This is a genomic window from Marinobacterium ramblicola, from assembly GCF_019084545.1.
Classification (GTDB): Bacteria; Pseudomonadota; Gammaproteobacteria; order Pseudomonadales; family Balneatricaceae; genus Marinobacterium_D; species Marinobacterium_D ramblicola.
In genome coordinates this window covers 137324-161652 of record NZ_JAHREP010000004.1, presented here as the reverse complement: position 1 = coordinate 161652, position 24329 = coordinate 137324, and the positions used below count along the sequence as shown (strand labels likewise).

25 protein-coding genes are annotated in these 24329 nt (G+C 60.8%); 15 read left to right on the top strand and 10 right to left on the bottom strand.

Annotation, left to right across the window (positions count from 1 at the left end):
• Nucleotides 1–21: 21 nt before the first annotated feature.
• A complete protein-coding gene (locus KQ940_RS04385; RefSeq protein ID WP_217412095.1) occupies nt 22–1164 on the bottom strand; it encodes a trypsin-like peptidase domain-containing protein in 1143 nt (380 codons plus the stop codon).
• 77 nt (nt 1165–1241) lie between these two features.
• Here KQ940_RS04385 and KQ940_RS04380 point away from each other — a divergent pair, with 77 nt between their 5' ends.
• Nucleotides 1242–2015, top strand: a complete 774-nt coding sequence (locus tag KQ940_RS04380) for a Nif3-like dinuclear metal center hexameric protein (RefSeq protein ID WP_217412093.1) — start codon at nt 1242–1244, stop codon at nt 2013–2015.
• 27 nt (nt 2016–2042) lie between these two features.
• Here the strand turns inward: KQ940_RS04380 and KQ940_RS04375 are convergent, their stop codons facing one another.
• Nucleotides 2043–2576, bottom strand: a complete 534-nt coding sequence (locus KQ940_RS04375) for a Z-ring associated ZapG family protein (protein WP_217412091.1) — start codon at nt 2574–2576, stop codon at nt 2043–2045.
• A 63-nt stretch (nt 2577–2639) separates the two neighbouring features.
• Nucleotides 2640–3374, bottom strand: coding sequence for a FadR/GntR family transcriptional regulator (locus tag KQ940_RS04370; RefSeq protein ID WP_217412089.1), 735 nt, complete (start codon nt 3372–3374; stop codon nt 2640–2642).
• Nucleotides 3375–3588: 214 nt separating this feature from the next.
• Here KQ940_RS04370 and acuI point away from each other — a divergent pair, with 214 nt between their 5' ends.
• From acuI to KQ940_RS04355, 3 genes are all read left to right on the top strand, one after another.
• Entirely contained in the window at nt 3589–4572 is a 984-nt protein-coding gene (gene acuI, locus KQ940_RS04365) for an acrylyl-CoA reductase (NADPH) (RefSeq protein WP_217412087.1), read from the top strand.
• A 104-nt stretch (nt 4573–4676) separates the two neighbouring features.
• Nucleotides 4677–5549 carry a cobalamin-binding protein gene (locus KQ940_RS04360; RefSeq protein ID WP_217412084.1) on the top strand — a complete coding sequence of 291 codons (873 nt, stop codon included), beginning with the start codon at nt 4677–4679 and terminating at the stop codon, nt 5547–5549.
• Between the two features lie 130 nt (nt 5550–5679).
• Nucleotides 5680–7227 (top strand): HDOD domain-containing protein, encoded by a 1548-nt coding sequence (locus tag KQ940_RS04355; RefSeq protein WP_217412082.1) that lies wholly within the window; start codon nt 5680–5682, stop codon nt 7225–7227.
• A gap of 19 nt (nt 7228–7246) precedes the next feature.
• Here KQ940_RS04355 and KQ940_RS04350 read toward each other — a convergent pair whose 3' ends face one another.
• The 4 genes from KQ940_RS04350 to KQ940_RS04335 form a co-directional block, all read right to left on the bottom strand.
• The gene (locus KQ940_RS04350; protein WP_246589708.1) at nt 7247–7534 is read right to left on the bottom strand and encodes a hypothetical protein; all 288 of its coding nucleotides are present in this window, start codon (nt 7532–7534) and stop codon (nt 7247–7249) included.
• Nucleotides 7509–8123, bottom strand: a complete 615-nt coding sequence (locus KQ940_RS04345; protein ID WP_217412080.1) for a cob(I)yrinic acid a,c-diamide adenosyltransferase — start codon at nt 8121–8123, stop codon at nt 7509–7511. The genes KQ940_RS04350 and KQ940_RS04345 overlap by 26 nt, the downstream gene beginning before the upstream one ends.
• A 134-nt stretch (nt 8124–8257) precedes the next feature.
• Nucleotides 8258–9019 (bottom strand): polyphosphate kinase 2, encoded by a 762-nt coding sequence (gene ppk2, locus KQ940_RS04340; protein WP_217412078.1) that lies wholly within the window; start codon nt 9017–9019, stop codon nt 8258–8260.
• A complete protein-coding gene (locus tag KQ940_RS04335) occupies nt 9016–9945 on the bottom strand; it encodes a ketopantoate reductase family protein (RefSeq protein ID WP_217412076.1) in 930 nt (309 codons plus the stop codon). Before KQ940_RS04335 ends, ppk2 begins: the two co-directional genes overlap by 4 nt.
• A 117-nt stretch (nt 9946–10062) precedes the next feature.
• Between KQ940_RS04335 and KQ940_RS04330 the strand changes: the two genes are divergently transcribed.
• The gene (locus KQ940_RS04330; RefSeq protein ID WP_217412073.1) at nt 10063–10545 is read left to right on the top strand and encodes a YajQ family cyclic di-GMP-binding protein; all 483 of its coding nucleotides are present in this window, start codon (nt 10063–10065) and stop codon (nt 10543–10545) included.
• A gap of 21 nt (nt 10546–10566) precedes the next feature.
• Here the strand turns inward: KQ940_RS04330 and KQ940_RS04325 are convergent, their stop codons facing one another.
• Both KQ940_RS04325 and KQ940_RS04320 read right to left on the bottom strand, forming a co-directional pair.
• Nucleotides 10567–10824 (bottom strand): PA4570 family protein, encoded by a 258-nt coding sequence (locus KQ940_RS04325; RefSeq protein ID WP_217412071.1) that lies wholly within the window; start codon nt 10822–10824, stop codon nt 10567–10569.
• A 114-nt stretch (nt 10825–10938) separates the two neighbouring features.
• Entirely contained in the window at nt 10939–12282 is a 1344-nt protein-coding gene (locus tag KQ940_RS04320) for an AmpG family muropeptide MFS transporter (RefSeq protein ID WP_217412069.1), read from the bottom strand.
• Between the two features lie 118 nt (nt 12283–12400).
• Between KQ940_RS04320 and KQ940_RS04315 the strand changes: the two genes are divergently transcribed.
• From KQ940_RS04315 to KQ940_RS04305, 3 genes are read left to right on the top strand one after another with little or no spacing between them, the layout of a single operon-like run.
• Nucleotides 12401–13072: an ABC transporter ATP-binding protein gene (locus KQ940_RS04315; protein ID WP_217412067.1), complete on the top strand. Its 672-nt coding sequence runs from the start codon at nt 12401–12403 to the stop codon at nt 13070–13072.
• Nucleotides 13063–15396: an FtsX-like permease family protein gene (locus KQ940_RS04310; protein WP_217412064.1), complete on the top strand. Its 2334-nt coding sequence runs from the start codon at nt 13063–13065 to the stop codon at nt 15394–15396. The genes KQ940_RS04315 and KQ940_RS04310 overlap by 10 nt, the downstream gene beginning before the upstream one ends.
• On the top strand, nt 15389–16477 hold the full coding sequence (locus KQ940_RS04305; RefSeq protein WP_246589707.1) for a lipocalin-like domain-containing protein: 1089 nt from the start codon (nt 15389–15391) through the stop codon (nt 16475–16477). The genes KQ940_RS04310 and KQ940_RS04305 overlap by 8 nt, the downstream gene beginning before the upstream one ends.
• Nucleotides 16478–16524: 47 nt before the next feature.
• On the opposite strand, the gene KQ940_RS04300 is transcribed toward KQ940_RS04305, so the two are convergent.
• A complete protein-coding gene (locus KQ940_RS04300; protein ID WP_217412062.1) occupies nt 16525–17286 on the bottom strand; it encodes an SDR family oxidoreductase in 762 nt (253 codons plus the stop codon).
• Between the two features lie 258 nt (nt 17287–17544).
• Here KQ940_RS04300 and KQ940_RS04295 point away from each other — a divergent pair, with 258 nt between their 5' ends.
• The 7 genes from KQ940_RS04295 (at nt 17545) to KQ940_RS04265 (ending at nt 24243) form a co-directional block, all read left to right on the top strand.
• Complete coding sequence (locus tag KQ940_RS04295; protein ID WP_217412060.1) at nt 17545–18039, top strand: FxsA family protein; 495 nt, start codon at nt 17545–17547, stop codon at nt 18037–18039.
• A 233-nt stretch (nt 18040–18272) separates the two neighbouring features.
• Nucleotides 18273–18566: a co-chaperone GroES gene (locus tag KQ940_RS04290; RefSeq protein WP_036189186.1), complete on the top strand. Its 294-nt coding sequence runs from the start codon at nt 18273–18275 to the stop codon at nt 18564–18566.
• 74 nt (nt 18567–18640) lie between these two features.
• Complete coding sequence (groL, locus tag KQ940_RS04285) at nt 18641–20281, top strand: chaperonin GroEL (RefSeq protein WP_217412058.1); 1641 nt, start codon at nt 18641–18643, stop codon at nt 20279–20281.
• 104 nt (nt 20282–20385) lie between these two features.
• The gene (locus KQ940_RS04280; protein WP_217412056.1) at nt 20386–21276 is read left to right on the top strand and encodes a hypothetical protein; all 891 of its coding nucleotides are present in this window, start codon (nt 20386–20388) and stop codon (nt 21274–21276) included.
• Between the two features lie 88 nt (nt 21277–21364).
• Nucleotides 21365–21934 (top strand): RNA 2',3'-cyclic phosphodiesterase, encoded by a 570-nt coding sequence (thpR, locus tag KQ940_RS04275; protein ID WP_217412054.1) that lies wholly within the window; start codon nt 21365–21367, stop codon nt 21932–21934.
• Nucleotides 21935–21954: 20 nt separating this feature from the next.
• Nucleotides 21955–23307: a prephenate-dependent tRNA uridine(34) hydroxylase TrhP gene (gene trhP / locus KQ940_RS04270; RefSeq protein WP_217412052.1), complete on the top strand. Its 1353-nt coding sequence runs from the start codon at nt 21955–21957 to the stop codon at nt 23305–23307.
• Between the two features lie 81 nt (nt 23308–23388).
• Complete coding sequence (locus KQ940_RS04265) at nt 23389–24243, top strand: prenyltransferase (RefSeq protein ID WP_217412050.1); 855 nt, start codon at nt 23389–23391, stop codon at nt 24241–24243.
• Nucleotides 24244–24329 lie beyond the last annotated feature (86 nt).

The window sequence follows — 24329 nt, the reverse complement described above, 5'->3', positions numbered from 1 at the left end:
CATGCCTTTTTTATGAGCGCATCAGTTGACGTTGGTGGGGCGCTCGATGGTGGTGACCACCACGTCCTGCTGCGCTCCGTCTCGGAAAATTGTGAAGCGCGCTTTTTCGCCCGGTTTCAATCGGGCAATGGTGTTCATTGTAGTGTGTCCATCGTCGGTGATCGGCACATCGTCCAGGGCCAGCAGGATGTCGCCCGGCTGCAGGCCTGCTGTATGGGCCGGGCTGTCTCGGTAGATACCGGCGATGATCAGACCGTGCTGGTCGGCGGCGAGGCCGAAGGACTCCGCCAGGCGCGGATTCAATGGTTGCGCTTCGACGCCGACCCAGCCGCGCACGACACGACCCTGTTCGATCAGGTCCTCCAGTACCTGCTTGACCAGGTCCACGGGGATGGCAAAACCTATCCCTTCGGAGCCGCCCGACTTGCTGAAAATGGCGGTGTTGATGCCGACCAGGTTGCCGTTGGGATCGATCAGCGCGCCGCCCGAGTTGCCAGGGTTGATCGCCGCGTCGGTCTGAATGAAGTCTTCGTAGGTGTTCAGGCCCAGACTGTTGCGGTCGGTGGCACTGATGATGCCCTGGGTCACGGTCTGGCCGACGCCAAAGGGGTTGCCGATCGCCAGCACGACGTCGCCGACACGCAGGGCTTCGCTCGGTGCCAGGGTAATATCGGGCAGGTCGTTGAGGTTGATCTTCAGTACCGCGATATCGGTTTCCGGGTCGGTACCCACGGTTTTGGCCACCGCTTCGCGACCGTCACGCAGGGCGACGATGATTGAGTCGGCGCCGGCGATAACATGGTTATTGGTGACGACGTAGCCCTGAGGGTTGATGATGACGCCAGAACCCAGGCTGGAGTGGACCCGCTCTTGTGTCGGCGGTGTGTCCGAGTTGAAATAGTGCTTATAGAGCGGGTCGTTACCGATAGGATTGCCTTCACTATCGACCAGGGTGCGAGTATAGATGTTGACCACCGCCGGTGCGGCACGGTCTACCGCGTCGGCGTAGCTGAACGGACCCTGCATGCTGTTGCCGGTGTTGCGGGCCTGACGGATCTCGACCCTGGGGCTGTTCTGCAACAGCTGAGGGTAGAGCTGCAGAATCAGGGCCGCGGCGAGAATACCCGCGATAACGGGCCAACCGAGAAATGAAAGTATGCGCATAGGTCAGTAGTGCAAAAGCGGAACCGCTACCAAAAGCACCAATTATACGGATAGTTGTTGAGTAATGGGAAACACTGATGACAGATAATACAGGCGTCGAGATTGGGCGCGTCGTGAATTATTGTGACCAGCTGCTGCAGGCGAGCCGTTTCAAGGACTACTGTCCGAACGGGCTGCAGGTTGAGGGTCGATCCCATGTGCGGCGGATACTGACCGGCGTTACCGCCTGTCAGGCGCTGCTGGACGAGGCCGTCGCCTGGCAGGCCGACCTGCTGCTGGTCCATCATGGGTACTTCTGGAAAGGGGAGGCGGCTGCGATCACAGGGATCAAGCAGCGGCGTCTCAAAACTCTGCTGTGCGCCGATATCAACCTGCTTGCCTACCACCTGCCGCTGGATGCGCACCCGGAGTATGGTAACAACGCCCGGTTGGCAAAGTTGTTGGGTATCGACGTGCAGGGTGGGCTGGAGCCAGACAATCCGTTGAGCGTAGGGAATATCGGCGTGCTGCCACAGCCAATGGCGCTGCAGCCGTTCAGCGAACGGGTGGCGGCCGCGCTGGGCCGGGTGCCTCAGGTGATCAGCGGTGGTGAGCATCCGATACGCCATATCGCCTGGTGCACGGGTGCCGCCGATCGTATGATCGAGCAGGCGAAGGCCCTGGGGGCGGATGCCTTTCTAAGTGGCGAGATCTCGGAGCCGGTGGTGCATTTCGCACGTGAGGCGGGTGTTCACTACATCGCAGCGGGGCATCATGCCACCGAACGCTACGGGATTCAGGCGTTGGGCGCGCATGTCGCGCGCCACTTCGGTATCGAACATCGCTTTGCCGATATCGATAATCCGGTCTGAATCGATATCGGCAGGCTTACTCGCAGTTCAGCCCGAGGTGACTCGCGCCGCCTTTTTTTTTGCCGGGACGTCGGGGGTTGGCGTCTGGTGCTCCCCTTCATCCTCCTCCTGCGCGGCTTTGAGGCCGTAGCGGTCAGACAGGGTACCCTCCTGGTCGTCCCGCTTGGGGGCATAGTCGCGTGGGGGTTCCGGTAGCTCCTCCGCCTCGGCGTTATCCACAGCGTCGGTCACCGTGGGGATATCCTGCTTGTGCAGGCGCGGCTGCAGAGACGCCTGCAACGCTTCCCCCGGCTGCTCATTGGTGCACAGGGTCTGTGCGCCCGATGCCAGGTGTTGATGAACCCGGCGGTACTGTTCGGTCAAACCGTTGACCAGTTCCGCCGTTGTTTCAAAATGCTCGGTGACCTCATCCTTGTATTTATTGAGTTCCGCCCGCGCGGCATCCAGCTCGCTGGCCATCTCCTGTTGGCGGCCGCTGTTACTGCGCCCCAGCAGGTAACCGATCACCAGACCGATGGCAACGCCGACAAGGCTCAGTGTCCAGGCATTACTCACTTCCACAACATCTCCTTCAAACAGCAACTTTCCACATGTGGGTAGAATATGACAATCCGCCCTTCATGCCTATCTCCCAGCGACGCGACTTTCGTCCCGAGCGCGCTCCAGCTGTGCTGAGAGCGTATCGACCTGGGCGCGGATCAACGCTTGGGCGGTAGTGGCGTCGCCGGCAGAGACGGCGTCGTACAGCGACTGGTGCTGGTGGATGATCAGGTCCCGTTCCGGGTAGCGGAATACCACCATATTGCTGACCGGTTGCAGCCCCTCGATAACGGCATGCATCAGCAGGCTCAGCAAGCGGTTCCCGGCGGCATCGACGAGCGCGCGATGGAACTCGACATCCGCCACGCAAAACTGCTCAGGCTGGTCGCAGAGACCTTTCTGCGCGTTGAGCGCTGCCTGCAGCCGCTGCAGATCCTCTGCGCTGTGGTTTTCCGCGGCCAGCGTAGCGCAGAGTTGCTCCAGTTCCAGCCGGCACTGGATGATCTCCTCCAGGGACAGGCTGTTGAGTCCTGCCAGCAGGCGTGTTGCGCTGGACAGCCCCTCTCCGAGTTCGCTGATATCCGGGCGATTGATGAAGGTCCCGCCGGTGGGGCCGCGACGTGAACGCACCAGGTTCTGCGCGGCCAGGTGTTTGAGCGCCTCGCGTATGGTGGGGCGGGAGACCTGAAAACGCTTGGCCAGCTCCTCTTCGGTAGGCAGGCGGTCATCGGCGTTGAGCGTGCCATCGGCGATGGCGGCGCGTATCTGATCGGCGATCTGGCGCGGCAGGTTTTGCTGGTTGACGGGGTTGAACTCCACGTATCGGCTCCGCAGTGCACTCAGGGGAGGGCCGGTTATGGCCCGATTTTTAGAAAGTATTCCATACTTGCTGCTATTTGTTAATTTGCTTGACAAATAAAAAGGTCGTGGAACATTCTATTGTTAATTTGTAAGGCAAATAGACTTTTGCTGTTGAGACGGGCTCTCTGTACGCAATGGTCTAAGGTGAAAACAAAAGAAAGAGGAGCGCACGATGTTCAAGGCACTGGTGCTGGATCAGGTCGACGGTAAAACGACAGCCGAAATCAAGCAGCTTGATGAATCGGAGTTGCCGGCAGGTGAGGTGTTGATCGAGGTCGGCTACTCGTCGCTTAACTACAAGGATGGTCTGGCGGTTACCGGCAAGGGGCCGATCATCGCCAAGTTTCCGGCTATCCCCGGCATCGATCTCGTAGGTCAGGTTATCAGCTCTGAGGACCCGCGTTTCAGTCCCGGTATGCAGGTGGTCGTGACCGGCTGGGGCGTTGGCGAGCGTCACTGGGGAGGCATGGCGGCGCGTGCGAGGATGCAGGCGGATTGGCTGGTGCCGCTGCCGGAGGGTATGTCGCCGCAGACCGCCATGGCCATAGGCACCGCCGGACTGACGGCGATGCTCTGCGTGTTGGCGCTGGAGGAAGCCGGCGTCAAGCCAGAACAGGGGCCGGTACTGGTCACCGGGGCGTCCGGCGGTGTTGGTAGTGTCGCGGTCAACCTGCTGTCGCGTCGCGGGTTCGAGGTGGTAGCGGGGACCGGTCGCGTTGAGGAGGAGCCCTACCTGCGCAAGCTGGGCGCACAGGCGATCCGTTCCCGTGACGAGATGGCCGTGGTCAGTCGCCCGCTGGAGAAGCAGCGGTGGGCCGGTGTGGTCGATACGGTGGGTGGCACGGTGCTGGCGCGCGCGTTGGCTGAAACCCTGTATGCAGGCGCGGTTGCCGCCTGCGGCCTGGCCGGCAGCGCCGATCTGCCAACCACGGTGATGCCGTTTATCCTCAGGAACGTACGCTTGCAGGGGGTGGATTCCGTCTCCTGCCCCACCGAGCGCCGCACCCTGGCCTGGCAGAAGCTGCAGCAGGAGCTCGACACTTCGCTGCTCGGCGATCTGGTGCAGGAGATAGCACTTGAGCAGGTGCCGGAGTATGCCGAGCGAATCGTGCAGGGCAAGGTGCGTGGCCGTACGCTGGTCAGAATAGCGGAGTGATCCATCCGATCCGGCCCTGAAGCGCAGTGATATACTGCGCTTTTCTATCGGCGGCAGGAGCTGCATCCTGTGTGCGCATGGATGTGCAGCAGTGGAGGGGCGTGATGTACAGGTTGGTGTTGCTCTATTGGTTGCTGCTCTCCAGTAGCCTGTCCTTTGCTGCGTCGATAATACTGGTTGATGGCGGCGACCGTCGCATCGAGCTGGATCAGCCGGCTCACAGAATCGTCACGCTGGCACCGGATCTGGTCGAGAACCTCTATGCCATCGGCGCCGGCGAGCGCATCGTCGGTCGGGTCAGCTATTCCGATTTTCCTCACCAGGCGCAAGCTATCCCGTTGGTGGGCGACTATCAGCGCTTCAATGCCGAGGTGATCCTGAGCCTGCAGCCGGATCTGATCCTGGCCTGGCTGGAGGGTAATCCGGAGGCCGAACTGAGACGGCTGGAGGGTTTCGGCCTCAAGGTGGTGCGCCTGTCGACCAAGCGAATCGAACAGATTCCCGTCAACCTGCGTTTGCTGGGCCGTTTGACCGGAATGGAGGTTGAGGCTAAACAGGCCGCCGAGCGGTTCGAGGTGCGTCTGCGTGGGCTCAGGCCCGAACCGGCTCGCGCACCTGTACTGTTTTACCAGCTCTGGGATAACCCTCTGTTGACGGTCAGCGGTGATGCGCTGATCGGGCAGGCGATCGAGTTCTGCGGCGCGTACAACCCCTTTGGCGGTCGTCCCGAAGCCGCTCCCCAGGTCAGTATCGAGGCGGTGATATCGGCGGCGCCCGAGCTGATCGTCAGCACCGACGAGGTGGGGGATGGATGGCAGGATCGCTGGCTGAACTGGCAGACGATACCGGCGGTGGGCAGGGGCGCGCTGTATACCCTGAATGCCGATCAGATCCACCGGGCGACACCGAGGTTTCTGGATGGGCTTGAGGCCCTGTGTGACGCCGTTGCCACAGCGCGTCGGCTTGCTCACCGGTGAAACCTGGTCGTCATCGACGGCAACAGCTGTACTGCATTCCGCTTTTCCGCCACTATATTAGCGCTTTTGGCCCGGTTACAGCCTACGCCGGGGTCCGCTATCCGTGTCTGCTTGAAGGTGGCTACGAAGGGTGAAGTATCAGACCACGCTTAACGCCGTGTACGCTCAGCTCGACCGTCTGGGTGACCTGCCGATTTTCAGTGCTACCGTAAACCGTATTCGTCAGGTCAGCTCATCGCGGGAGAGTGATGCGATGGCGCTGGCCATGGCGGTGATGAAGGATGCGAATCTGTCGGCAAAGCTGCTCAAGATTGCCAACACGCCTCATTACAATCGCGGTCACGGAGAGATCAGTGTTGTTTCCCGCGCTGTGGTCTTGATCGGTTTCGAGCCGATTCAGAACCTGTCGATGACGCTGAAGCTGATCGAGGCGTTCTCCATCGATGAGCCCGGCACCGGGATGGACAACCTGCTGATCAGTGCATTTCTGAACGCGGCGATGGCGCGGGAGATCGCCATGCGCTCCGGGGCCATGGATATCGAGGAGAGCTATATCTGCGGACTGCTCTATGGTCTGGGTGAGATTGTCGTGGCTTATACCCTGCCGGAGCGATACCGCAAGATGCTCAAGCTCCGCGCCTTGGGCCAGGAGCAGTGGGAGGGGATACAGTTGAGTGAACTGGGCGGGCATTTCAGCGATATCGGCCAGGATCTGTCGCAAAGCTGGGGCTTTCCGAAGAGCGTGGTGCAGGCGATGGATCCGATGAGCGCCGAGCTGCTCAAACCCTCGCATCGACTCAACCATCTGCTGGCGGCAGGGTGTCATGATCTGCTGGAGCTGATCTATTATCGCGACACCGGCAGAGAGCTGGATTACGGCAAACGTCTGCGCCAGCTTGCCAGCTGCACCGGACTCACCGATAAAGAGATTGAAGCCTCGATCAACGCTTCGTTCCGGCAGGTGTGCGATATCAGCGTGGAGTATGGCTTGCCGGCCAAAGCGCTGACGCCCCCTTATCAGGGCAGCGGGAATAGCCAGCTGGACGAGCTGTCACGCAAGCTGGCGTTCTATATCAGCTCCCGTAGTGAGCAGTTTCAGGCCGCCGAGCCGAGACCGATCACGCCGGTGGCACAGCCGGTTCAGCCATCCCAGGACCAGCTGCAGCTGGATTATCTGTCGAAGATCAACGAGATGCTGGCTGCCGGTGCCAAACCCTCGGCGATCGTTGATATCGCGGTTGAGGCGATTGAGCGCTGCTCCACGCTGGACAGGGTGGCGTTTTGTCTGCTCAGTGATGATCGCAGCAAGCTTTCCGCACGCATAGTGCGTGGCCTGGAGGGGGCGTCACTGAAAAAGGTGATGCAGCTCAATTCGGCCGAACCCAAGGGGCAGCTCTTTGTGCGTCTGGTGGAGAAGGGGAGCACCCTGTTGGTGTCGGACTGTACGGAACAGGGGTGGGCGGAGCGTCTGCCGGCCGACTTTATGCGCACTGTGGCGCCGACCGGTTTTATCGCTGCGCCTCTGCGTGTCGGGAGTCGCTCCTTGGGCCTGTTTTACGCGGATACGGTGCAGTTGGGCAAGCATGTCGACGATGCGGCATTTCGCGTGTTCAGCCAGTTTTTGGTGCAGACGCGGCTCGCGCTTGAAGTGCAGCGCCACGAGGCCCGCACCAGTTAGTTCCACACGGCCTGACTGGTTACTCCTGCTTCTCCTTGTCGCCGGTGAAACCCTCGATGAACGCGCTGGTGTCCCTGAGCGCCTTTTTGCCCAGCTCCACCGCCTTTTCGGCGCCGGCCTTGGTGCTGCAGGCGGCACGCTCGGCGGCGCAGCGCGATTCGCAACCCAGGCGGGCGGCTTTGTCGCCGAAGTGCTCGATGCTGCACTGTGCATCGCACAACGTCTGCTCCATGGCGCAGTTGGCCCGCGCCTGCACGCTGGTCAGGGTCGCCAGCAGGAGACTAAGGGTCAGCAGTAGGGTCTTCATCGGTCGTGGTACTCTCGCTGGTTGATTGGGTGTGACTGCCCCTGGGCTGCCAAAGAACTTCGCTGCCGTTGTTGCGCCGGGCCAGCAGTCGGGCGTAGACAAACAGCAGGTCGGACAGCCGGTTCAAATAGGCGACCGACAAAGGGTTGACCGTTTCGGTTGCGGCCAGTTCCACCAGCCGGCGTTCGGCTCGACGGCAGACGCTGCGCGCCAGGTGTGCCTCGGCTGCCGGGCGGCAGCCGCCCGGCAGGATAAACTCCTTCAGTGGGGGAAGGGTTTCATTGAGCAGGTCGAGCTGCTCTTCAAGCTCCTCCACTACCGAGGCGTTGATAACCGTGTAGTGGGAGTCAGCGACGGCCAACTCCCCACCCAGATCAAACAATTCGTTCTGAATCTTCAGCAGCGCCGGTTGCAGCTCGTCGCCATCGGAGAGGTCGGCCAGCAGCAGGCCGATCAGCGAGTTGAGTTCGTCCACCTCGCCAAGCGCTTCGATACGGGGATGGGTCTTGGCCACCCGATTACCGTTGGCCAGGCCCGTGGTGCCCTTGTCACCCTTGCGGGTGTATAGGCGTGTCAGGCGATTACCCATCTTATGCTCCCCAATTTCGACTGTGACGATTGTTAGAAAGTGTAGCCGACGGAGCGTAGCAGATTGTGCTCGGCGGCGGGATAGCATAGAGGGGGGCTGGACAATAGCGGGCCGGTTCCCCTCAGTGTCAGGGGCTAGTCGCCCAGCGTACTGCGTGCCGGCAGCACGATCTCCGCTTCGGGCTGTAGGCATATCGCCTGGTTACGCTCCGGGTAGGGCAGGTTGCTGAGCAGATGTCGCATGGCGTTGATGCGGGCGCGTTTCTTGTCGTCGGAGCGGATTACGGTCCAGGGTGCATCTGCGGTGTCGGTGTGGATGAACATCGCTTCCTTGGCTTCGGTGTATTCATCCCACTTGTCCAGCGAGGCCAGGTCGATCGGCGACAGTTTCCAGTGTTTGAGCGGATCCTGGCGGCGCGCCTGGAAACGACGGAACTGCTCATCGCGGCTGACATCGAACCAGAGTTTGAACAGCCGAATGCCGCTGCGCACGAACATCTTCTCCAGCTCCGGCGTTTCGCGCATGAACTCCAGATACTCCGACGGTGAGCAGAAATCCATCACCCGTTCGACACCGGCGCGGTTGTACCAGGATCGGTCGAACAGGACGATCTCGCCAGCGGCCGGAAGGTGCTTGATGTAGCGCTGATAATACCACTGCCCGCGTTCGCGCTCGGTCGGCTTCTCCAGCGCGATAACGCGGGCGCTGCGAGGATTAAGGTGTTCCATGAAGCGCTTGATGGTGCCGCCCTTGCCCGCGGCATCGCGCCCTTCGAACAGGATCAACACCTTTTCGCCATTACTGCGCACCCAGTTCTGCATCTTCAGCAGTTCGATCTGCAGATCCAGTTTGAGCGCCTCATACTCATCGTTCTTCATCTTTTTCGTATGGCTCATACCGGTTCCTCTCGGGTGTTGAGGCTTTGCTCAAAGCGTACCGCATTCAACAGGCGTGTGTTCAATGGGGTTTCAACCCCGACCTCCCGGGCTGCAGCACAGAGGAAGCCGGTGATCTGCTCGATCTCGGTGCGCCGACCGCTGCGGAGGTCCTCCAGCATCGACGAGCGGTTGTGTGCGGTGTTGGTAGCCACTTGCCGGACCTGCTCAAGCAGCGGCGTATCGAACAGGGGCTGGGCGCAGGCCGCTGCCACCCGTTCGATCTCGCTACAGAGCGCTGTCAACTCGTCGCTGTACTCGGCTCCAAGCAGCTCTCCGTTTCGGCAGCCATGCAGCGCCGTCAGCGGGTTGATGGCGGCGTTGATCGCCAGTTTTTGCCACAGGGCATGGTTGATATCGCGGCTGATCTGGACCGGGTGATCCAGTCGATCCCAGCCGTCGGGATAGCGGGCGCCGGCATCGGCCGGTGGATTGAGCCGACCGACCAGGGTCTGGCCCTCGCCGGACTGAATCACCTCGAACGCAGCGGTGCGGCGAGCACCGGAGGTGGTGATACCGGCCCACACCGGACGCGGAAACAGGGCTGCGGCGCTTTTTTGCTGGTGGCCATATCCGTTCTGAAGCAGTAGGATTTGCGCATCCGGCGTGAGCCGGGGCGATATGGCATTAATTGCGTCGATCGAATCATACGCCTTGGTGGTGACCAGCAGATGCTGAATGTCGCCGCTCGCGGAGATCGGTTCGGCATCGACTTGGGCTGTGTGCCAGGCGTTATCCCGTTGCACGCGTACCTGACAACCGCGTTGATTCAGCCTGTCGAGCTGCGCTTCATCGCGCAGCAGCAGGGTCACTGCGATACCGGCTCGGGTCAGTCGTTCGGCGAACAGGCAGCCTATCGCACCCGCGCCGAGAATATGCCAGCGCATCGGCTCTCTCCATCGCTCCAGAAAGCGCTATGATAGCGGCGCCGGCAACCCGACAGAACCCCCGGAAACGGGTCGTCAGACTCTGCCCCGTTTTCACCGTAGATCAGGAGATTGAAGATGCCCTCGTTCGACATCGTATCCGAGCTGGATATGCATGAAGTCACCAACGCGGTGGACCAGGCCAACCGCGAAATTCAGCAGCGCTATGATTTCAAGGGCGTGAAGGCGGAGTTCGAGATGCAGGACGATACCGTCACCCTGACCGCCGAGGTGGATTTCCAGCTGCAGCAGATGCTCGAGGTGCTGCGCGGCAAGCTGACCGGGCGTAAGATCGACATCAAGTGCATGGAGGTCAAGGACCCGGATGTCAGCGGCGTCAAGGCGACCCAGCAGGTGGTGCTCAAGCAGGGGCTGGATCAGGCGATGGCGAAGAAGATCACCAAGTTGATCAAGGAGAGCAAGCTTAAGGTGCAGTCGCAGATCCAGGGTGAAAAGGTACGCGTGACCGGTAAAAAGCGCGACGATCTGCAGGCCGCCATGGCCCTTTTGCGCGAGGCCGATATCGAGCTGCCGCTACAGTTCAATAACTTCCGCGACTGATCTGGACTGCGGGGGAGAGGCTTAGTGCTTCTCCCCGGCGCCGTAGCGGCACTGCTCGCAACGCCCCTCCTCCATGCAGGCGATCAGGAACAGTTCGCGCACCAGCTCCTTCTCCCTGCCCTGACAGCAGCAAAAATCTCCCGCATTCAGCAAGCCCGATTCCAGCATCGGCTTGAGCTCCTCACTGTGCCAGTGCAGCAGCACCACGCCGGTATTCCTGAGCGTCACCCGCAATTCAGGATCTTTGCGCTCCAGCCAGGCATCGATTTGATAAGCCATCGGTCACTCCTTGTGGCGATTAAAAATCGGTCAAATCGATACTAATGATAATCAATATCATTTGCAATAAGGAAAATCGACAGATGAGCGATTCGAGTCTGCGGCCAGTGCGGGTCAGTGCCCCTCGGCGTGAGCGTTTGCCGCGATATGATTGAATCGGTGCCGTAGGGTCCACAGCATCAGCAGTGAGGGCAGCACCATCAGCGCGGTGACCACAAAGAAACGCTCCCAGCTGCCGAGCCAGTCCACTGTGTAGCCGCTGAGTCCGGCCAGTGTGGTGCGGCTCAGGTTGCCGAGAGATGCGAGCAGGGCGTACTGGGTGGCGCTGAAGGCGCGCCCGGTGAGCAGGGTCAGGAAGGAGACGAAGGCGACGGTGGAGAAGGCGGTGGTGAAGTTATCGACGATCAGGGTCAGCACCAGCAGCCACTCCACCGGCCCGGCGGCGGCGATGATTGCGAACATCAGGTTACTCGCGGCCATGGCGCTGCCGCCGAGCAGCAGGCCGCGGACTACGCCGAAACGGGTATTGAAAGCGCTGCCGATCAGCGTGAAGGTGACGGTGATGAACCAGCCGAACATCTTGGTGTACTCACCGATCTGGGCGTTACTGAAGCCCACCTCTTTGTAGAACACGATCGACATGCGGCCGAGAAACGCCTCGCCGACCTTGAACAGGAAGATGAACAGCATCAGCATCAGTGCCACCCGCACGCCGTTTTTACGGAAGAACTCGGCGAAGGGCTCGATCAGCGTCACCGTTATCCAGGCCAGGACAGATGACGCATGCAGTCGCTGTTGGTAGCTCTCCTCCGCACGGTGCTGCAGTCGGTCACGGTCGCTGCTGGGCTCACGCACGATCAGCGTACAGACCATCAACAGCACCAGCACACCCGCCATCAGCAGGTAGACCCCGTTCCAGCCGATCCGGTCCGCCTGTACAAACGCCAGGTAGCCGGGCCAGGAGTAGCCGGTCCACCAGCCGATAATCGACATCGCTGCTGCCGGGGGTAGTTTCTCCTTTTCGTGCGGCGCGAACTGGTCGATGCGAAAGGCGTCCACGGCCACGTCCTGGGTCGCGGAGCTGGTCGCTACGGCCAGGAACAGGGCGCCAGTCAGCAGCAGGTTCTGGCTCGGATCCAAGCCGGCGATAAGCAGTACCAGCATCAGCATCAGTGCCTGGGTCAACAGTATCCAGCTGCGGCGTTGGCCGAGTCGGCCGAGCAGGGGTAGATGGACCCGGTCCACCAGCGGTGCCCAGAGAAAGTTGATGGCGTACACGGTGGCCACCGACCCCAGCAGGCCGATCTCGGCGCGACTGATGCCATCGTCGGCCAGCCAGCCGCTCAGCGTGCTGCCGATCAGTACGAACGGAAAGCCGCTTGAGCACCCCATCAGGAAGATCCACAGCAGGCGGATGTCGCGATAACGGTCGAAGGTGGCCTTCCATGAGCTGGGCATGCGTTGAACCTGTGTCGGGTGAATATAAAGCCCGGAGTATATACGCCTGCGCAGCTCAACCGAAACAGCGACGGTGGGACTCTATACTGCAGTATGGGTTGGCGTTGAAGGAGCGCGTATGGGGCAGATCCTGATCCAGGCGGAGGGCGTTTCGAAGTCCTACATCAGCGGGCGAGAAACGATCCGGGTTCTGCACGGACTCAACCTGACTCTGCACAGCGGTGAAGCGGTGGCAGTGGTGGGGCCGTCGGGCTCGGGGAAAAGCACGCTGCTGAACCTGTTCAACGGCTTGTTGCGCCCGGACAGCGGCCGTCTGCAGTTGTTCGGTGCCGATCTGGCTAGCATGAACGGGCGAGATCTGGCCGCGCTGAGGCGCTCGCGTATCGCCACCCTGTTTCAGGACGGCAACCTGATCCCAACGCTCAACGTGGCGCGTAACCTGGCGTTTCGTCGACACTTGGCGGGTCGCGGCGATGGTGATGACGAGGTGCTGCTGGAGGCGCTGGAGATTGCTGCCATGGCGGGGCGCTATCCGGACCAGCTATCGGGTGGTCAGCGACAGCGTGCGGCGCTGGCTTGCGCGTTTGCGACCGCGCCGGAGCTGATCCTGGCGGATGAACCGACCGGCAGCCTGGATATCCACAATGCGGAGCGGGTGATGCAACTGTTCTTTGACCGGGTGCAGGCAGGACACCTGAGCGCGCTGATCGTGACTCATAACCTGCAGTTGGCGCGCCGATGCGACCGGGTGCTGGAGCTGGTGGATGGAGCCTTGCGGACATGGCACTGATCTCCGTATTTTTGAGCCAGTACCGGCGTCATCCAGGTCAACTGCTCGGCCTGCTGTCGATCCTGGCCTGTGCCGGCGCGCTGTGGAGTGGGATCCAGAGTCTGACCGGGCGGGCGAGCAGTGCACTCGCGCTGTCCAATGCCGCGCTGCAGACCTACTTCGAGGTGGAACGCGAAGACGGAAGAGCGTTGCAGGTGAGTGATTTCGCACGGTTGCGCCGGTCCGGAGTCTGCGTGACGCCGCGCCTGCTTGTGCCGCTGACCGAGCAGCTGTCGGTGTTGGGGATAGATCCGCTCACCGCCGACTGCCTGCGGATGCCGAAGCCGCAGACGCAAGTGGTCGAACAGCTGCTGGCGGCGCCGACGCAGGTCGCCCTCTGGGGAACGGCTGACAGTCTCCGGCTTTGGAGAGCGCTACCGCGTGCCGCATCTGCGGCGTACCCTCTCGCCGAGATGGAAACCTTGCCGCGTGGCGTATTGCTGACCGATATCGCCGATGCGGCACGACTCGATTCTAATGGCGTGGGCAGGCTCGCTCTGCTGCTGCCGACATCAGCGGCGCTGCCGTCGGGCTATAGATCGGCGCTGGTGGATTACGGCGTCGATCCCGGCTCACTGGTGGACAGTTTCCTGTTCAGTCTGGATGCACTTGGCTGGCTGGCGCTGCTGGTGGCAGCACTGCTGCTGCGCAGTGTCTACCTGCTGGAGCTGGAGCAGCGTCGGCGCACAATGCGTTTGCTGCACCGCCTGGGCGTGGAGCAGTGGCGGCTAAGGCTGTCTCTGTTGATCGAAGCGCTGCTGCTGGCGCTGCTGGGCGGCGCAGTTGGCCTTTGGCTGGGCCAGTGGCTGGCCCGGAGCCTGGCAGAGGGGATCGGCAGTACCCTGGCCAGTCTGTTCAGTCTGAACGCGTTGGGTGAAGCGGGGCCCATGTTGCAGATCTGGGTCGAGTTGGCGCTGGTGCTGCTGCTTCTAATCGGCTGGGCCGGTGTGGACCTGGTGCGATCGGGGCCAGGAGAGGAGATCGGTCGGCGCGCCGCATGGACAGGCTCCTGGTATCCGGCGTGGATAGGCGCTGCTCTGGCGATAGTCGGTGGTGCCGGTTTGCTGATGACGGATCAGTTGCAGTTGCTCTTTGCTATGACTGGGCTCTGTCTGTTGGGGGCCGGTCTCCTGGTGCCGGCCGGTGTGGGGTGGGGGCTGGCCTGGCTGCAGCACTTGAGCAAGGGTGTGCTGCTGGAGTGGTCCTGCTCGGAAATGGCGGCACTGTGCCGTTTGCTGCGTTTGCCGCTGCTGGCGCTGACCCTGGCTATCGCTTCCGCCATCGGCGTGCAGGCGATGGTCAGCGGTTTCGAAACCACCTTCACGCGCTGGCTTGAGCAGCGGTTGCAGGGCGACCTGTATCTCGATCCGGGGCGTCAGGTGTCGGCGAGTCTTTGGCGAGAGCGACTGACGCAGTTGGCGGGGGTTGCCGAGGTGCTGCCGATGACGCGGGGGCAGGTACTGGTCGATGGCCGTCCTAACGACCTGCTGGCCGTGGATCCCGGCTCTCCGCTGCTCGCGGGTTGGCGTTTTTTGCAGGCGGAGAACAACCCCTGGGACAGTTTGCGCGGGTCCGGTGTGCTGATCAACGAACAGCTGGCCAGGCGGCAGCGGATAGGCTTGGGTCAGTGGCTCGACATCACCTTGGGCGACAAGCGTGTGCGCCGCCGGGTGCAGGGTGTGTACGCCGATTACGGCCGTCCAGCCGGTGAGGTGGTGTTGCCGCTCGAGGTGCTGCCGCAGGCGGTGCCAGAGCAATACACCACCTTCGTGCTTGGACTCAAGGCAGGCGTTGCGCCGGGATCGGGAGTGCCGGCGCAGCCCTGGCTGGAGGGGAGCCGCTGGCAACAGCGAGCGTTGCTGCTGCAGCGAGCCCAGGCGGTTTTTGCCCGGACCTTCCAGCTGACGCGAACGCTGAACCTGCTCACCCTGGTATTGGCCGCGGCGGTGCTGGCGCTGATGGGGTTCAGGTTGTTTCGGTTACGTCAGCCACACTACACCCTGCTATATGTGGCGGGAATCGAAAAGCGTGCGTTGCGCTGGCGCCTGGTGACTCACGCCCTGGTGTTGACTCTGCTGCTGGCGCTGCTCGCGACGCCGCTGGGGGTAGGGCTCGGCTGGGTACTGGTAGCGAAGGTGAACCCGGCCGCATTCGGCTGGACACTGCCGCTGGGGCTCTATCCCGGCTATTGGTTGCAGGTATGGCTGATCTGCGCGCTGATCGGTGCTTTGGTGGGGGCTGCGGTAGGCGATCCTGTGCGGCTGGAGACACTGAAAAATGAGTAGGCGTAACCTGTTGGCGTCGCTAGTGGCGACGTTCTCGATGTTGACGCTGAATGGCTGTGGACAGGGCGAGACGCAGAGCGATCTGTCGACGCTGCTGAATGCCCCGGGGGATGGATTTCGCCAGGCGCAGGCTGGAATGCCGATCAACCTGCCCGCGGACATGGGAGTGCATCCCGAGTTCCGACTCGAGTGGTGGTACCTGACCGCCAATCTGCAGGCCGAGGGCGGCGAAGCCTATGGCGTGCAGTGGACCCTGTTCAGGCTTGGTCTTAAACCGGTGCAGGAGCCGCGGACTGATCTCGGCTGGTATCGGGATACGTTCTGGCTTGCGCACGCGGCGCTTAGCCGACCGGATCGACATCTGTTCGCAAGCAAGCAGGCGCGGGGTGGCAGCGGTCAGGCTGGCGTGAGTGTCGAGCCATTCCGCGCCTGGATCGACCGGTGGCGCTTTGAGGCGCAAGCTGCCGACGATTACCTGCTCGACGTTCAGACGCCAGCATTCGGCTATCGCCTGAGCCTGTCACCGCGGCTGCCGCCGGTGGTGCATGGTGAGCAGGGCTTCAGTGCCAAATCGGTGCAGGGTGGTGGCTCAATGTATTTCAGTTATCCCGCCCTCGATATCGAGGGAGAGGTTGAGATTGACGGTAAGTCTGTCAGGGTGATGGGGCAGGGCTGGCTCGATCGTGAATGGAGTAGCCAGTATCTGCGCCCGGGTCAACAGGGGTGGGACTGGCTGGCGCTGCATCTCGCGGATGGCCGACATCTGATGCTGTTCAGGATCAGGGGTGATTCAGACTACGTTTCCGGCACGCTGGTCGCTGCTGATGGCCGGTCACGCACTCTAGGTGCGGAAGAGTTCACGTTGCGGCCGCTGACATACCGGCAAACCGAAGCGGGGCGTATACCTGTAGCCTGGGTGTTTGAGTTGCCGGCACAACAGCTGCAACTGGAGATCCGCTCTTGGCCCGGGGAGTACTGGAATCCGGGGCGCTTCGGCTATTGGGAGGGGCCGGTCAGCGTACAGGGCAGTGTTCAGGGGGAAGGGTATCTGGAGATGACGGGCTACTCCAGGCAGAAGTGAAGCCGCCGGCAGCCGCCTTGGGACGGTGCCGGTACGGGGAGATCGGATCAGATGCGCAGAGCACCGTCTATCTCGAAGCAACGTCCATCGACATAGTCGTTTTCGAGAATGAAGGACACGGTCTTGGCGATATGTTCGGGTTTGCCAAGGCGCTTGGTCGGGATCATCGCTTCGATCTTTTCCCGGGCTTCCGGCTTCATCGCCATGACCATCTCGGTACCGATGTAACCCGGCGCGATAGACGCGGCACGGATGCCGTAACGGGCCAGCTCTTTGGCCCAGGTAACCGCCATCGCTTCGACAGCCGCCTTGGTCGCGGTGTAGTTGGTCTGGCCCATGTTGCCGGAGCGGGAGATCGAGGAGATGTTGATGATGCAGCCCTCGGTGCCCAGCTCGATCATCTTGGCGGCGGCTTCGCGACCGCACAAGAAGGTACCGGTCAGGTTGACCTTGAGTACCAGATCCCAGTTCTCTTTCGACATCTTGCCGACGATCTGGCCATCCTTCGCTTTAACGAACAGACCATCTCGGGTGATACCGGCGTTGTTGACCAGGCCGTTCAGCGTGCCCAGATCGGCGACGATATCGGTGAACAGCTTCTCGACCTCGGCCTCCTCGCTGATATCGGCAACATAGCCGCGTGCCTCGACGCCCTTTTCAACGCACATGCCGATGGTTTCGTCCAGATCCGTCTGGTTCAGGTCGACCAGTGCCAGCTTTGCACCCTTGCTGGCCAGTTCGAGCGCCATGGCGCGACCCAGGCCGCGTCCGCCACCGGTGATTACGATTACCTTGTCTTTCAGTTCCATATTGCCTGTCCTCTAGGGGGCGTTATCACAGTTCTGGTTGTTTTGCGTACAGTGCTCATTGTGCGTCGCAATATGTTGCGCTGCAACACAGAATTTCCGTATTGCAGCAAAATTCATTTTGCGAGGGACTGTTCAGCGTTCATATAGCCAATTGGTCGCAATTGAGGCGGCGGTTTGCGGTGTGCTTGCTGCCATCGGTTACTGTTGTGTGTCGCACTCTGTTAGTCTTGTAGCTGCTGTTAACTAACGAGATATGCAATGCGCTTCCTTTTTCTCCTGTTTGTCATTCTGCCGATCATCGAAATTACCCTCTTGCTTAAGGTCGGGCAGGCGATCGGTGCCTGGTACACCGTCGGGTTGGTGCTGTTGTCGGCCTTCATCGGCGTCAATATGCTCAGGCATCAGGGGCTGGCGACCCTGAGCCGCGCCCAGCAGCGTATGGATCGTCAGGAGCTGCCGGGGCAGGAGATGGTCGAGGGGATAGTGCTGGCGGTTGGCGGTGCGCTGCTGGTGACGCCGGGTTTTGTGACCGATGTGATTGGCTTCAGCTGCCTGATACCGCCGCTACGCCAGGCGTTCGCACGCTTGCTGATGAGCCGTTTTACGGTGATCGTCGCTTCCCGGGCGCAGGGTGGTATGGGCGGTTTTCACCAGGACGGGCCCGGTGAGCCGCGTCGCTACGAGCGCAACGGTGACGTGATCGAAGGAGAGATCGTCGACAAGGATAAGGACGACTCGGCTGATAAAAGGTAGAAAAATCTTCCTTCCACCCCTTGAATTCCATCTTCGCTACCCCACATAGGTCGCATCGGCTCAGCAGCTTGGGCAGGTGTGAGAAAAAAGTTTCTCTCGGCCATTGAAAACCGCGAGAGCGGCCCCACCTAGGTAGCCACAAGCCAAAAGCATCGAATTTTGAAGCCCGCGAGGGTTTCATCAAACAAAAAACCAACATCGCATTGGATCCTAGATACCAGGAGAACAACCAGATGAAAATTCGTCCACTTCACGACCGTGTAGTAGTTCGTCGCAGTGAGGAAGAAACCACCACGGCGAGCGGCATCGTGCTGCCGGGTTCTGCTGCAGAAAAGCCGAACCGCGGTGAAGTCGTCGCTGTCGGCCCGGGCCGCGTGCTGAACAGCGGCGAGGTTCAGGCGCCGTCCGTCAAAGTGGGGGATAAAGTCCTGTTTGGTCAGTATGCCGGCTCCAACACCGTCAAGATCGACGGCGATGAGCTGCTGATCATGCAGGAAAGCGAAATCTACGGCGTGCTGGAAGACTGATCGTCGCTATTAATCGCTTAACTTTTTTCGCTTAAAAGCGTTAACGAATTACAGAATTACAGGATATACGAATAATGGCTGCTAAAGACGTACGTTTCGGTAATGATGCCCGTCAGCGCATGCTCGCTGGTGTGAACATTCTGGCAGACGCGGTAAAAACCACCCTGGGCCCGAAAGGTCGTAACGTGGTACTGGAAAAATCCTTCGGTGCACCGACCGTCACCAAAGATGGTGTTTCCGTTGCCAAAGAGATCGAGCTTAAAGACAAGTTCGAAAACATGGGCGCGCAGATGGTCAAGGAAGTCGCTTCCAAGGCTAACGACGTGGCCGGTGACGGTACCACCACTGCAACCGTTCTGGCTCAGGCGATCGTCAACGAAGGTCTGAAGTCGGTTGCCGCGGGCATGAACCCGATGGATCTGAAACGCGGTATCGACAAGGCGACTGCTGCCGTCGTTGAACAGCTGCGTCAAATGGCTGTGCCCTGCGCCGATTCCAAGGCGATCGCTCAGGTCGGCACCATCTCCGCCAACTCCGACGTCGAAGTTGGCCAGATCATCGCTCAGGCGATGGAAAAGGTCGGTAAAGAGGGTGTTATCACCGTCGAGGAAGGTTCAGGTTTCGAGAACGAGCTGGACGTGGTTGAAGGTATGCAGTTCGATCGCGGCTACCTGTCTCCCTACTTCATCAACAACCAGGAAACCATGACTGCCGAACTGGAAGAACCGTTCGTGCTGCTGGTTGACAAGAAAATCTCCAACATCCGCGAGCTGCTGCCGGCACTGGAGCAGGTTGCCAAGGCTTCCCGTCCGCTGCTGATCATCGCTGAAGATGTTGAAGGCGAAGCGCTGGCGACCCTGGTGGTCAACACCATGCGCGGTATCGTCAAGGTTGCTGCCGTCAAGGCTCCTGGCTTCGGTGACCGCCGCAAGGCGATGCTGCAGGATATCGCGATCCTGACCGGTGGTCAGGTGATCTCCGAAGAGGTCGGTCTGAGCCTGGAGACCACAGGTCTTGAGCACCTGGGTACCGCCAAGCGTGTCAACATCACCAAGGAAAACACCACCATCGTTGATGGTGCCGGTTCCAAGGCCGATATTGACGCCCGCGTACAGCAGATCCGCGTTCAGATCGAAGAGACCACTTCCGATTACGACCGCGAGAAGCTGCAGGAGCGTGTTGCCAAGCTGGCCGGCGGTGTTGCCGTGATCAAGGTTGGCGCGGCTACTGAAGTCGAAATGAAAGAGAAGAAAGCCCGCGTCGACGATGCGCTGCACGCAACCCGTGCTGCCGTTGAAGAGGGTGTGGTACCTGGCGGTGGCGTGGCACTGATCCGCGCGCTGAGCAAGGTCGAAGGTCTGCAGGGTGAAAACCACGACCAGACCATCGGTATCCAGCTCGCTCTGCGTGCGATGGAAGCACCGCTGCGCCAGATCGTCGGTAACGCTGGTGGCGAAGGCTCGGTTGTTGTCGACAAGGTACGTGCCGGTGAAGGCGCATTCGGCTTCAACGCGGCGACCGAAGAGTACGGCGACATGCTGGAGATGGGTATCCTGGATCCGGCCAAGGTGACCCGTTCTGCGCTGCAGGCGGCGTCCTCTATCGCCGGTCTGATGATCACCACCGAAGCGATGGTTGCTGAACACCCGGAAGAGAAGCCGGCTATGCCTGACATGGGCGGCATGGGTGGTATGGGCGGCATGGGCATGATGTAATCAGCCTGATGTAGCTTGGAAAAGCCCCGCTCGTGCGGGGCTTTTTCGTGTCTGGCAAACCTGCTAGTGTGATTTTTCCAGCCTGTACGGAATAGTTAACGACAATGAGTGAACGTAAAGAGCCGGGGCTCAATCTATCAGGATTGGATGTCCAGGAACCGGATCGCAGGGTAAGCGGGTTGCCGCCGCGGGCCAAGGTCCAGGTGGCCGACAAGCCGCGTGGCGGCGGTTTTCTGCTGACGCTGATACTGCTGGTGCTGACGGTTGGGGGTTCGGGATTGGCGTATTGGACCGTGGGTCTCAAGCAGACGCTGGACAGTCAGCAGGCTGAGCTGGCCAAGGCGCAGGCGCGGCTGGCCGAGATGGAGGAGTTGCTGGCGCTGACCAGTGATACCGCCAGTCAGTCGGGGCAGACGCTGATGGGGCGGATCGGACAGCTGGAAAGCCGTGCCGGGGAGAAGTATGAACATTTCGACTCGGAGATCGCCAAGCTGTGGACCGTGGCCTACCAGCGTAACAAACCGCAACTCGAGGAGCAGAAAAAGGCGCTGGAGGCGCAGGGCGCCGAGCTGTCGGAGTTGAAAAAACAGTTGGCAGCAGCGGATAGCCGACTGGCCAAGCTGGGCAGCAGTGTCGACGCCGGCAAAAACGACCTGGCTGGGGTCAGGAAGCAGGTGTCGGGCCTGGATAAACAGGTATCGGGTCTGGAGAGTGCCTTGCAGGAGCAGCGCGAGGGATTGAAGAAGGTCAGCGCCGACGCCAGTTTTGCGCTGTCGCTGGAGAAAGATGAGCGTGTCGGTGCCCAGCAGGCGTTGTCCGCACGGGTCGATAAGCTGGCGCAGAGTGCCCAGAGTGACTCGGGGCTGAGCCAGAGAATCGCCTCCATCGAACAGTCGATACAGGCTATCGATGGCTCCCGACGTCAATTCAACCAGAGTCTGCTGCAGATGCGGGAGCAGATCGGTCAGCTGCAGCGGCGCCTGGATGGGCGGTGATTTCCCACTGAGCAACTCGGGATTTGCGTCCGTCGACGTTCGGCGGCACAATAGCCGGTTTCCAACGAGAGGTTCACGCACAGCGTAGATGAACATTCGTGCTTTCTTTGCTCTGCCGATCCCTGAGCGGGTCTCGCGCTCCCTGGCAAACTATGCCGATGCGCTGTGCGAGTATGACCGTGGACTGGATGCTCATTGGGTCGACTCCTCAAGCTACCATCTGACACTCTGTTTCCTGAACGAGATCAACCTCGATCAGGTACAGGTGCTGGAACGAGCGGCACAGGAGGCACTGGCCGATATGGCCGGATTTCATCTGCCTCTGGATACCCTGGATTACTATCCGGTCAATCCGCATCTGTCGCTGGTGGCGGCGCTGTCCAGTGAACCGGCTGGTCTGGCAGCACTGCAGCAGCGCCTGGCGCAGGTGGTGAAACAGTGCGGTATCGATTATCACGAGAAGGGGTTCAGGCCCCATGTCACCCTGGGCCGGCTGCCATCGGACAATCGCTTCGAGGTGCCCGAGTGTTGGCCCGTGCTGAATGAGGTCGTGCCGGTCGATTCGGTGGTGCTGTTCCAGAGCCGCCCGGGTGAACGCAGCTCGATCTATACACCTCTCTTCGAAACTCGTCTGCCCGTCCTGGCGAGCAGCCTCTGAACCCAAAGACAGTCTCTACCATGCGAACTCCTGAACTCCTGTCCCCGGCCGGGACGCTGAAAAATATGAAGTACGCCTTCGCCTACGGTGCGGATGCGGTCTATGCCGGTCAGCCGCGTTACAGCCTGCGCGTGCGCAACAACGACTTTACCCATGACAATCTGGCCGAAGGGATTCGGATCGCCCATGAGCTGGGCAAGAAGTTTTTTGTCGCCAGCAACATCATGCCGCATAACTCCAAGCTGACCACCTACATGCGCGACATCGAGCCGGTGATCGAGATGGGGCCGGATGCGCTGATCATGTCCGATCCCGGCCTGATCATGATGGTCAAGGACAAGTATCCGGAGCTGCCGATCCATCTGTCGGTTCAGTCCAACACCATGAACTGGGCGTCGGTCAAGTTCTGGCACCGCGCCGGTATCGAGCGCATCATCCTGTCGCGTGAGCTGTCGCTGGAAGAGGTGGCCGAGATTAGGGATCGCTGTCCGGAGATGGAGCTGGAGGTGTTTGTCCACGGCTCGCTCTGCATCGCCTATTCCGGGCGCTGCCTGCTCTCCGGCTATATCAATCACCGCGATCCCAACCAAGGCACCTGCACCAATACCTGCCGCTGGAAGTATGACGCCCACGAGGCGAAAGAGGATGAGTCCGGCGATGTGGTGCCGGTGCAGTCCTTCGATCCTGCTGCAGTTGAGGAGCAGCCTGCGCTGGGCGAGGGTAAACCCACGGACAAGATCTTCCTGCTGCAGGAGGAGACCCGTCCCGGCGAGTATATGCCCGCGTTCGAGGATGAGCATGGTACCTACATCATGAACTCCAAGGACCTGCGTGCGATCCAGCATGTGCACAAGCTGGCCGAGATGGGGGTGGACTCGCTGAAGATCGAGGGCCGTACCAAGTCACACTACTACGTGGCGCGTACCGCCCAGGCCTACCGCCAGGCGATCGACGATGCGGTGGCCGGCAAGCCGTTCGACATGGGACTGATGGATGTGCTGGAGAACCTGGCCAACCGTGGCTACACAGAAGGTTTCTACCGCCGCCATGTGCATGACGAGTACCAGAACTACGAGACCGGCAACTCCGTCGGCGTTCACCAGCAGTTTGTCGGTGAGGTAATCGACCACGATGCGCAGAACGGCACCCTGCAGATAGACGTCAAGAACCGCTTCGAGAAGGGCGACACCCTGGAGCTGATGACGCCGGCCGGTAATCGTCGCTTCAAGCTCTCCGAGCTGTATGACAAGAAGGGGCAGGCGGTCGATACGGCGCCGGGCTCCGGTCATCGCGTCACCATCCCGCTCGATTTCGATACCGATATGCGCTACGCGCTGTTGATGCGCGATCTGCCCAACGCCCCTGCGCGCTAGTCCGCGCCGGTCGATAATGGCATCATTCGGGAGCCCCAGTGGGCTCCCGAACCGTTTTTAAACCCGTCTGGCCGCAATAGATTGAACACCTCTGCCAAAAAATACACCTTCCTGCATGCTCTGAGACCCTTCTCCTTTGGTGTGGCGCTGACCACCTGCCTGATCGGCATTACCGCGGCCTGGCAGGATGGTGTACTGGTGCCGCTCAACGCGGTGCTGGTATTGATCGGCGGTTTGTTGCTGCAGTCCGGGGTCAATCTGATCAACGACTATGCGGATATCGGGCAGTTGAGAGCTCAGCAGGGGTGTGAGGAAGCGATAGCGGCGGTGCTGAGACACTTCCGGGTCGGTTTGCTCTGTTTTCTGTTGGCGACGCCGATAGGCCTGTACCTGGTGGTCGATCGCTCGCTGGCGCTGCTGCTCCTGTTCCTGCTGGGGCTCGCCGGTGCACTTGGGTATACGCTGAATCCGATCAACTACAAGGCACGGGGGCTGGCTGTTGCTCTGGTGTTCTGGCTGATGGGCGTATTCATGGTGGTGGGGAGTTATATCGCGGTTGGCGGTGAGCTGAATCGCGCGATCCTTGCGCAGTCGGTACCGATCAGCCTGCTGGTGTCGCTGCTGCTGCTGAGCAACGAGCTGCGCGATTACGAAAGCGACCGGGCGCAGGGGCTGAGAACGCTGACCGTCCGTGCCGGCTATGCCCGTGCTCGCCAACTCTACTGGTTGTTGTTGGCTTCGACGCTGATGGCCACCGCAGCGCTTTGGCTGGTCGGCTTGCTCGCTACGCCCTGGCCGCTGTTGATTACGTTACCCTTCATGTATCGGCCGCTGCGCTACCTGGATAATCCGCCTGAGCAGCGTCGTCCGCTGACGCCGGCTACCGGCCAACTGGTGATGGTGTTCGGTTTGCTATTCTGTGTCGCGTTGAACTGATCCCCTCCGTTAGTCGTAGGGAGGCACTCAATCGTCGTTTATCTGGTGTATAATGCCGCGCCAGTCCGTGGGGTGCGTCGATGCCT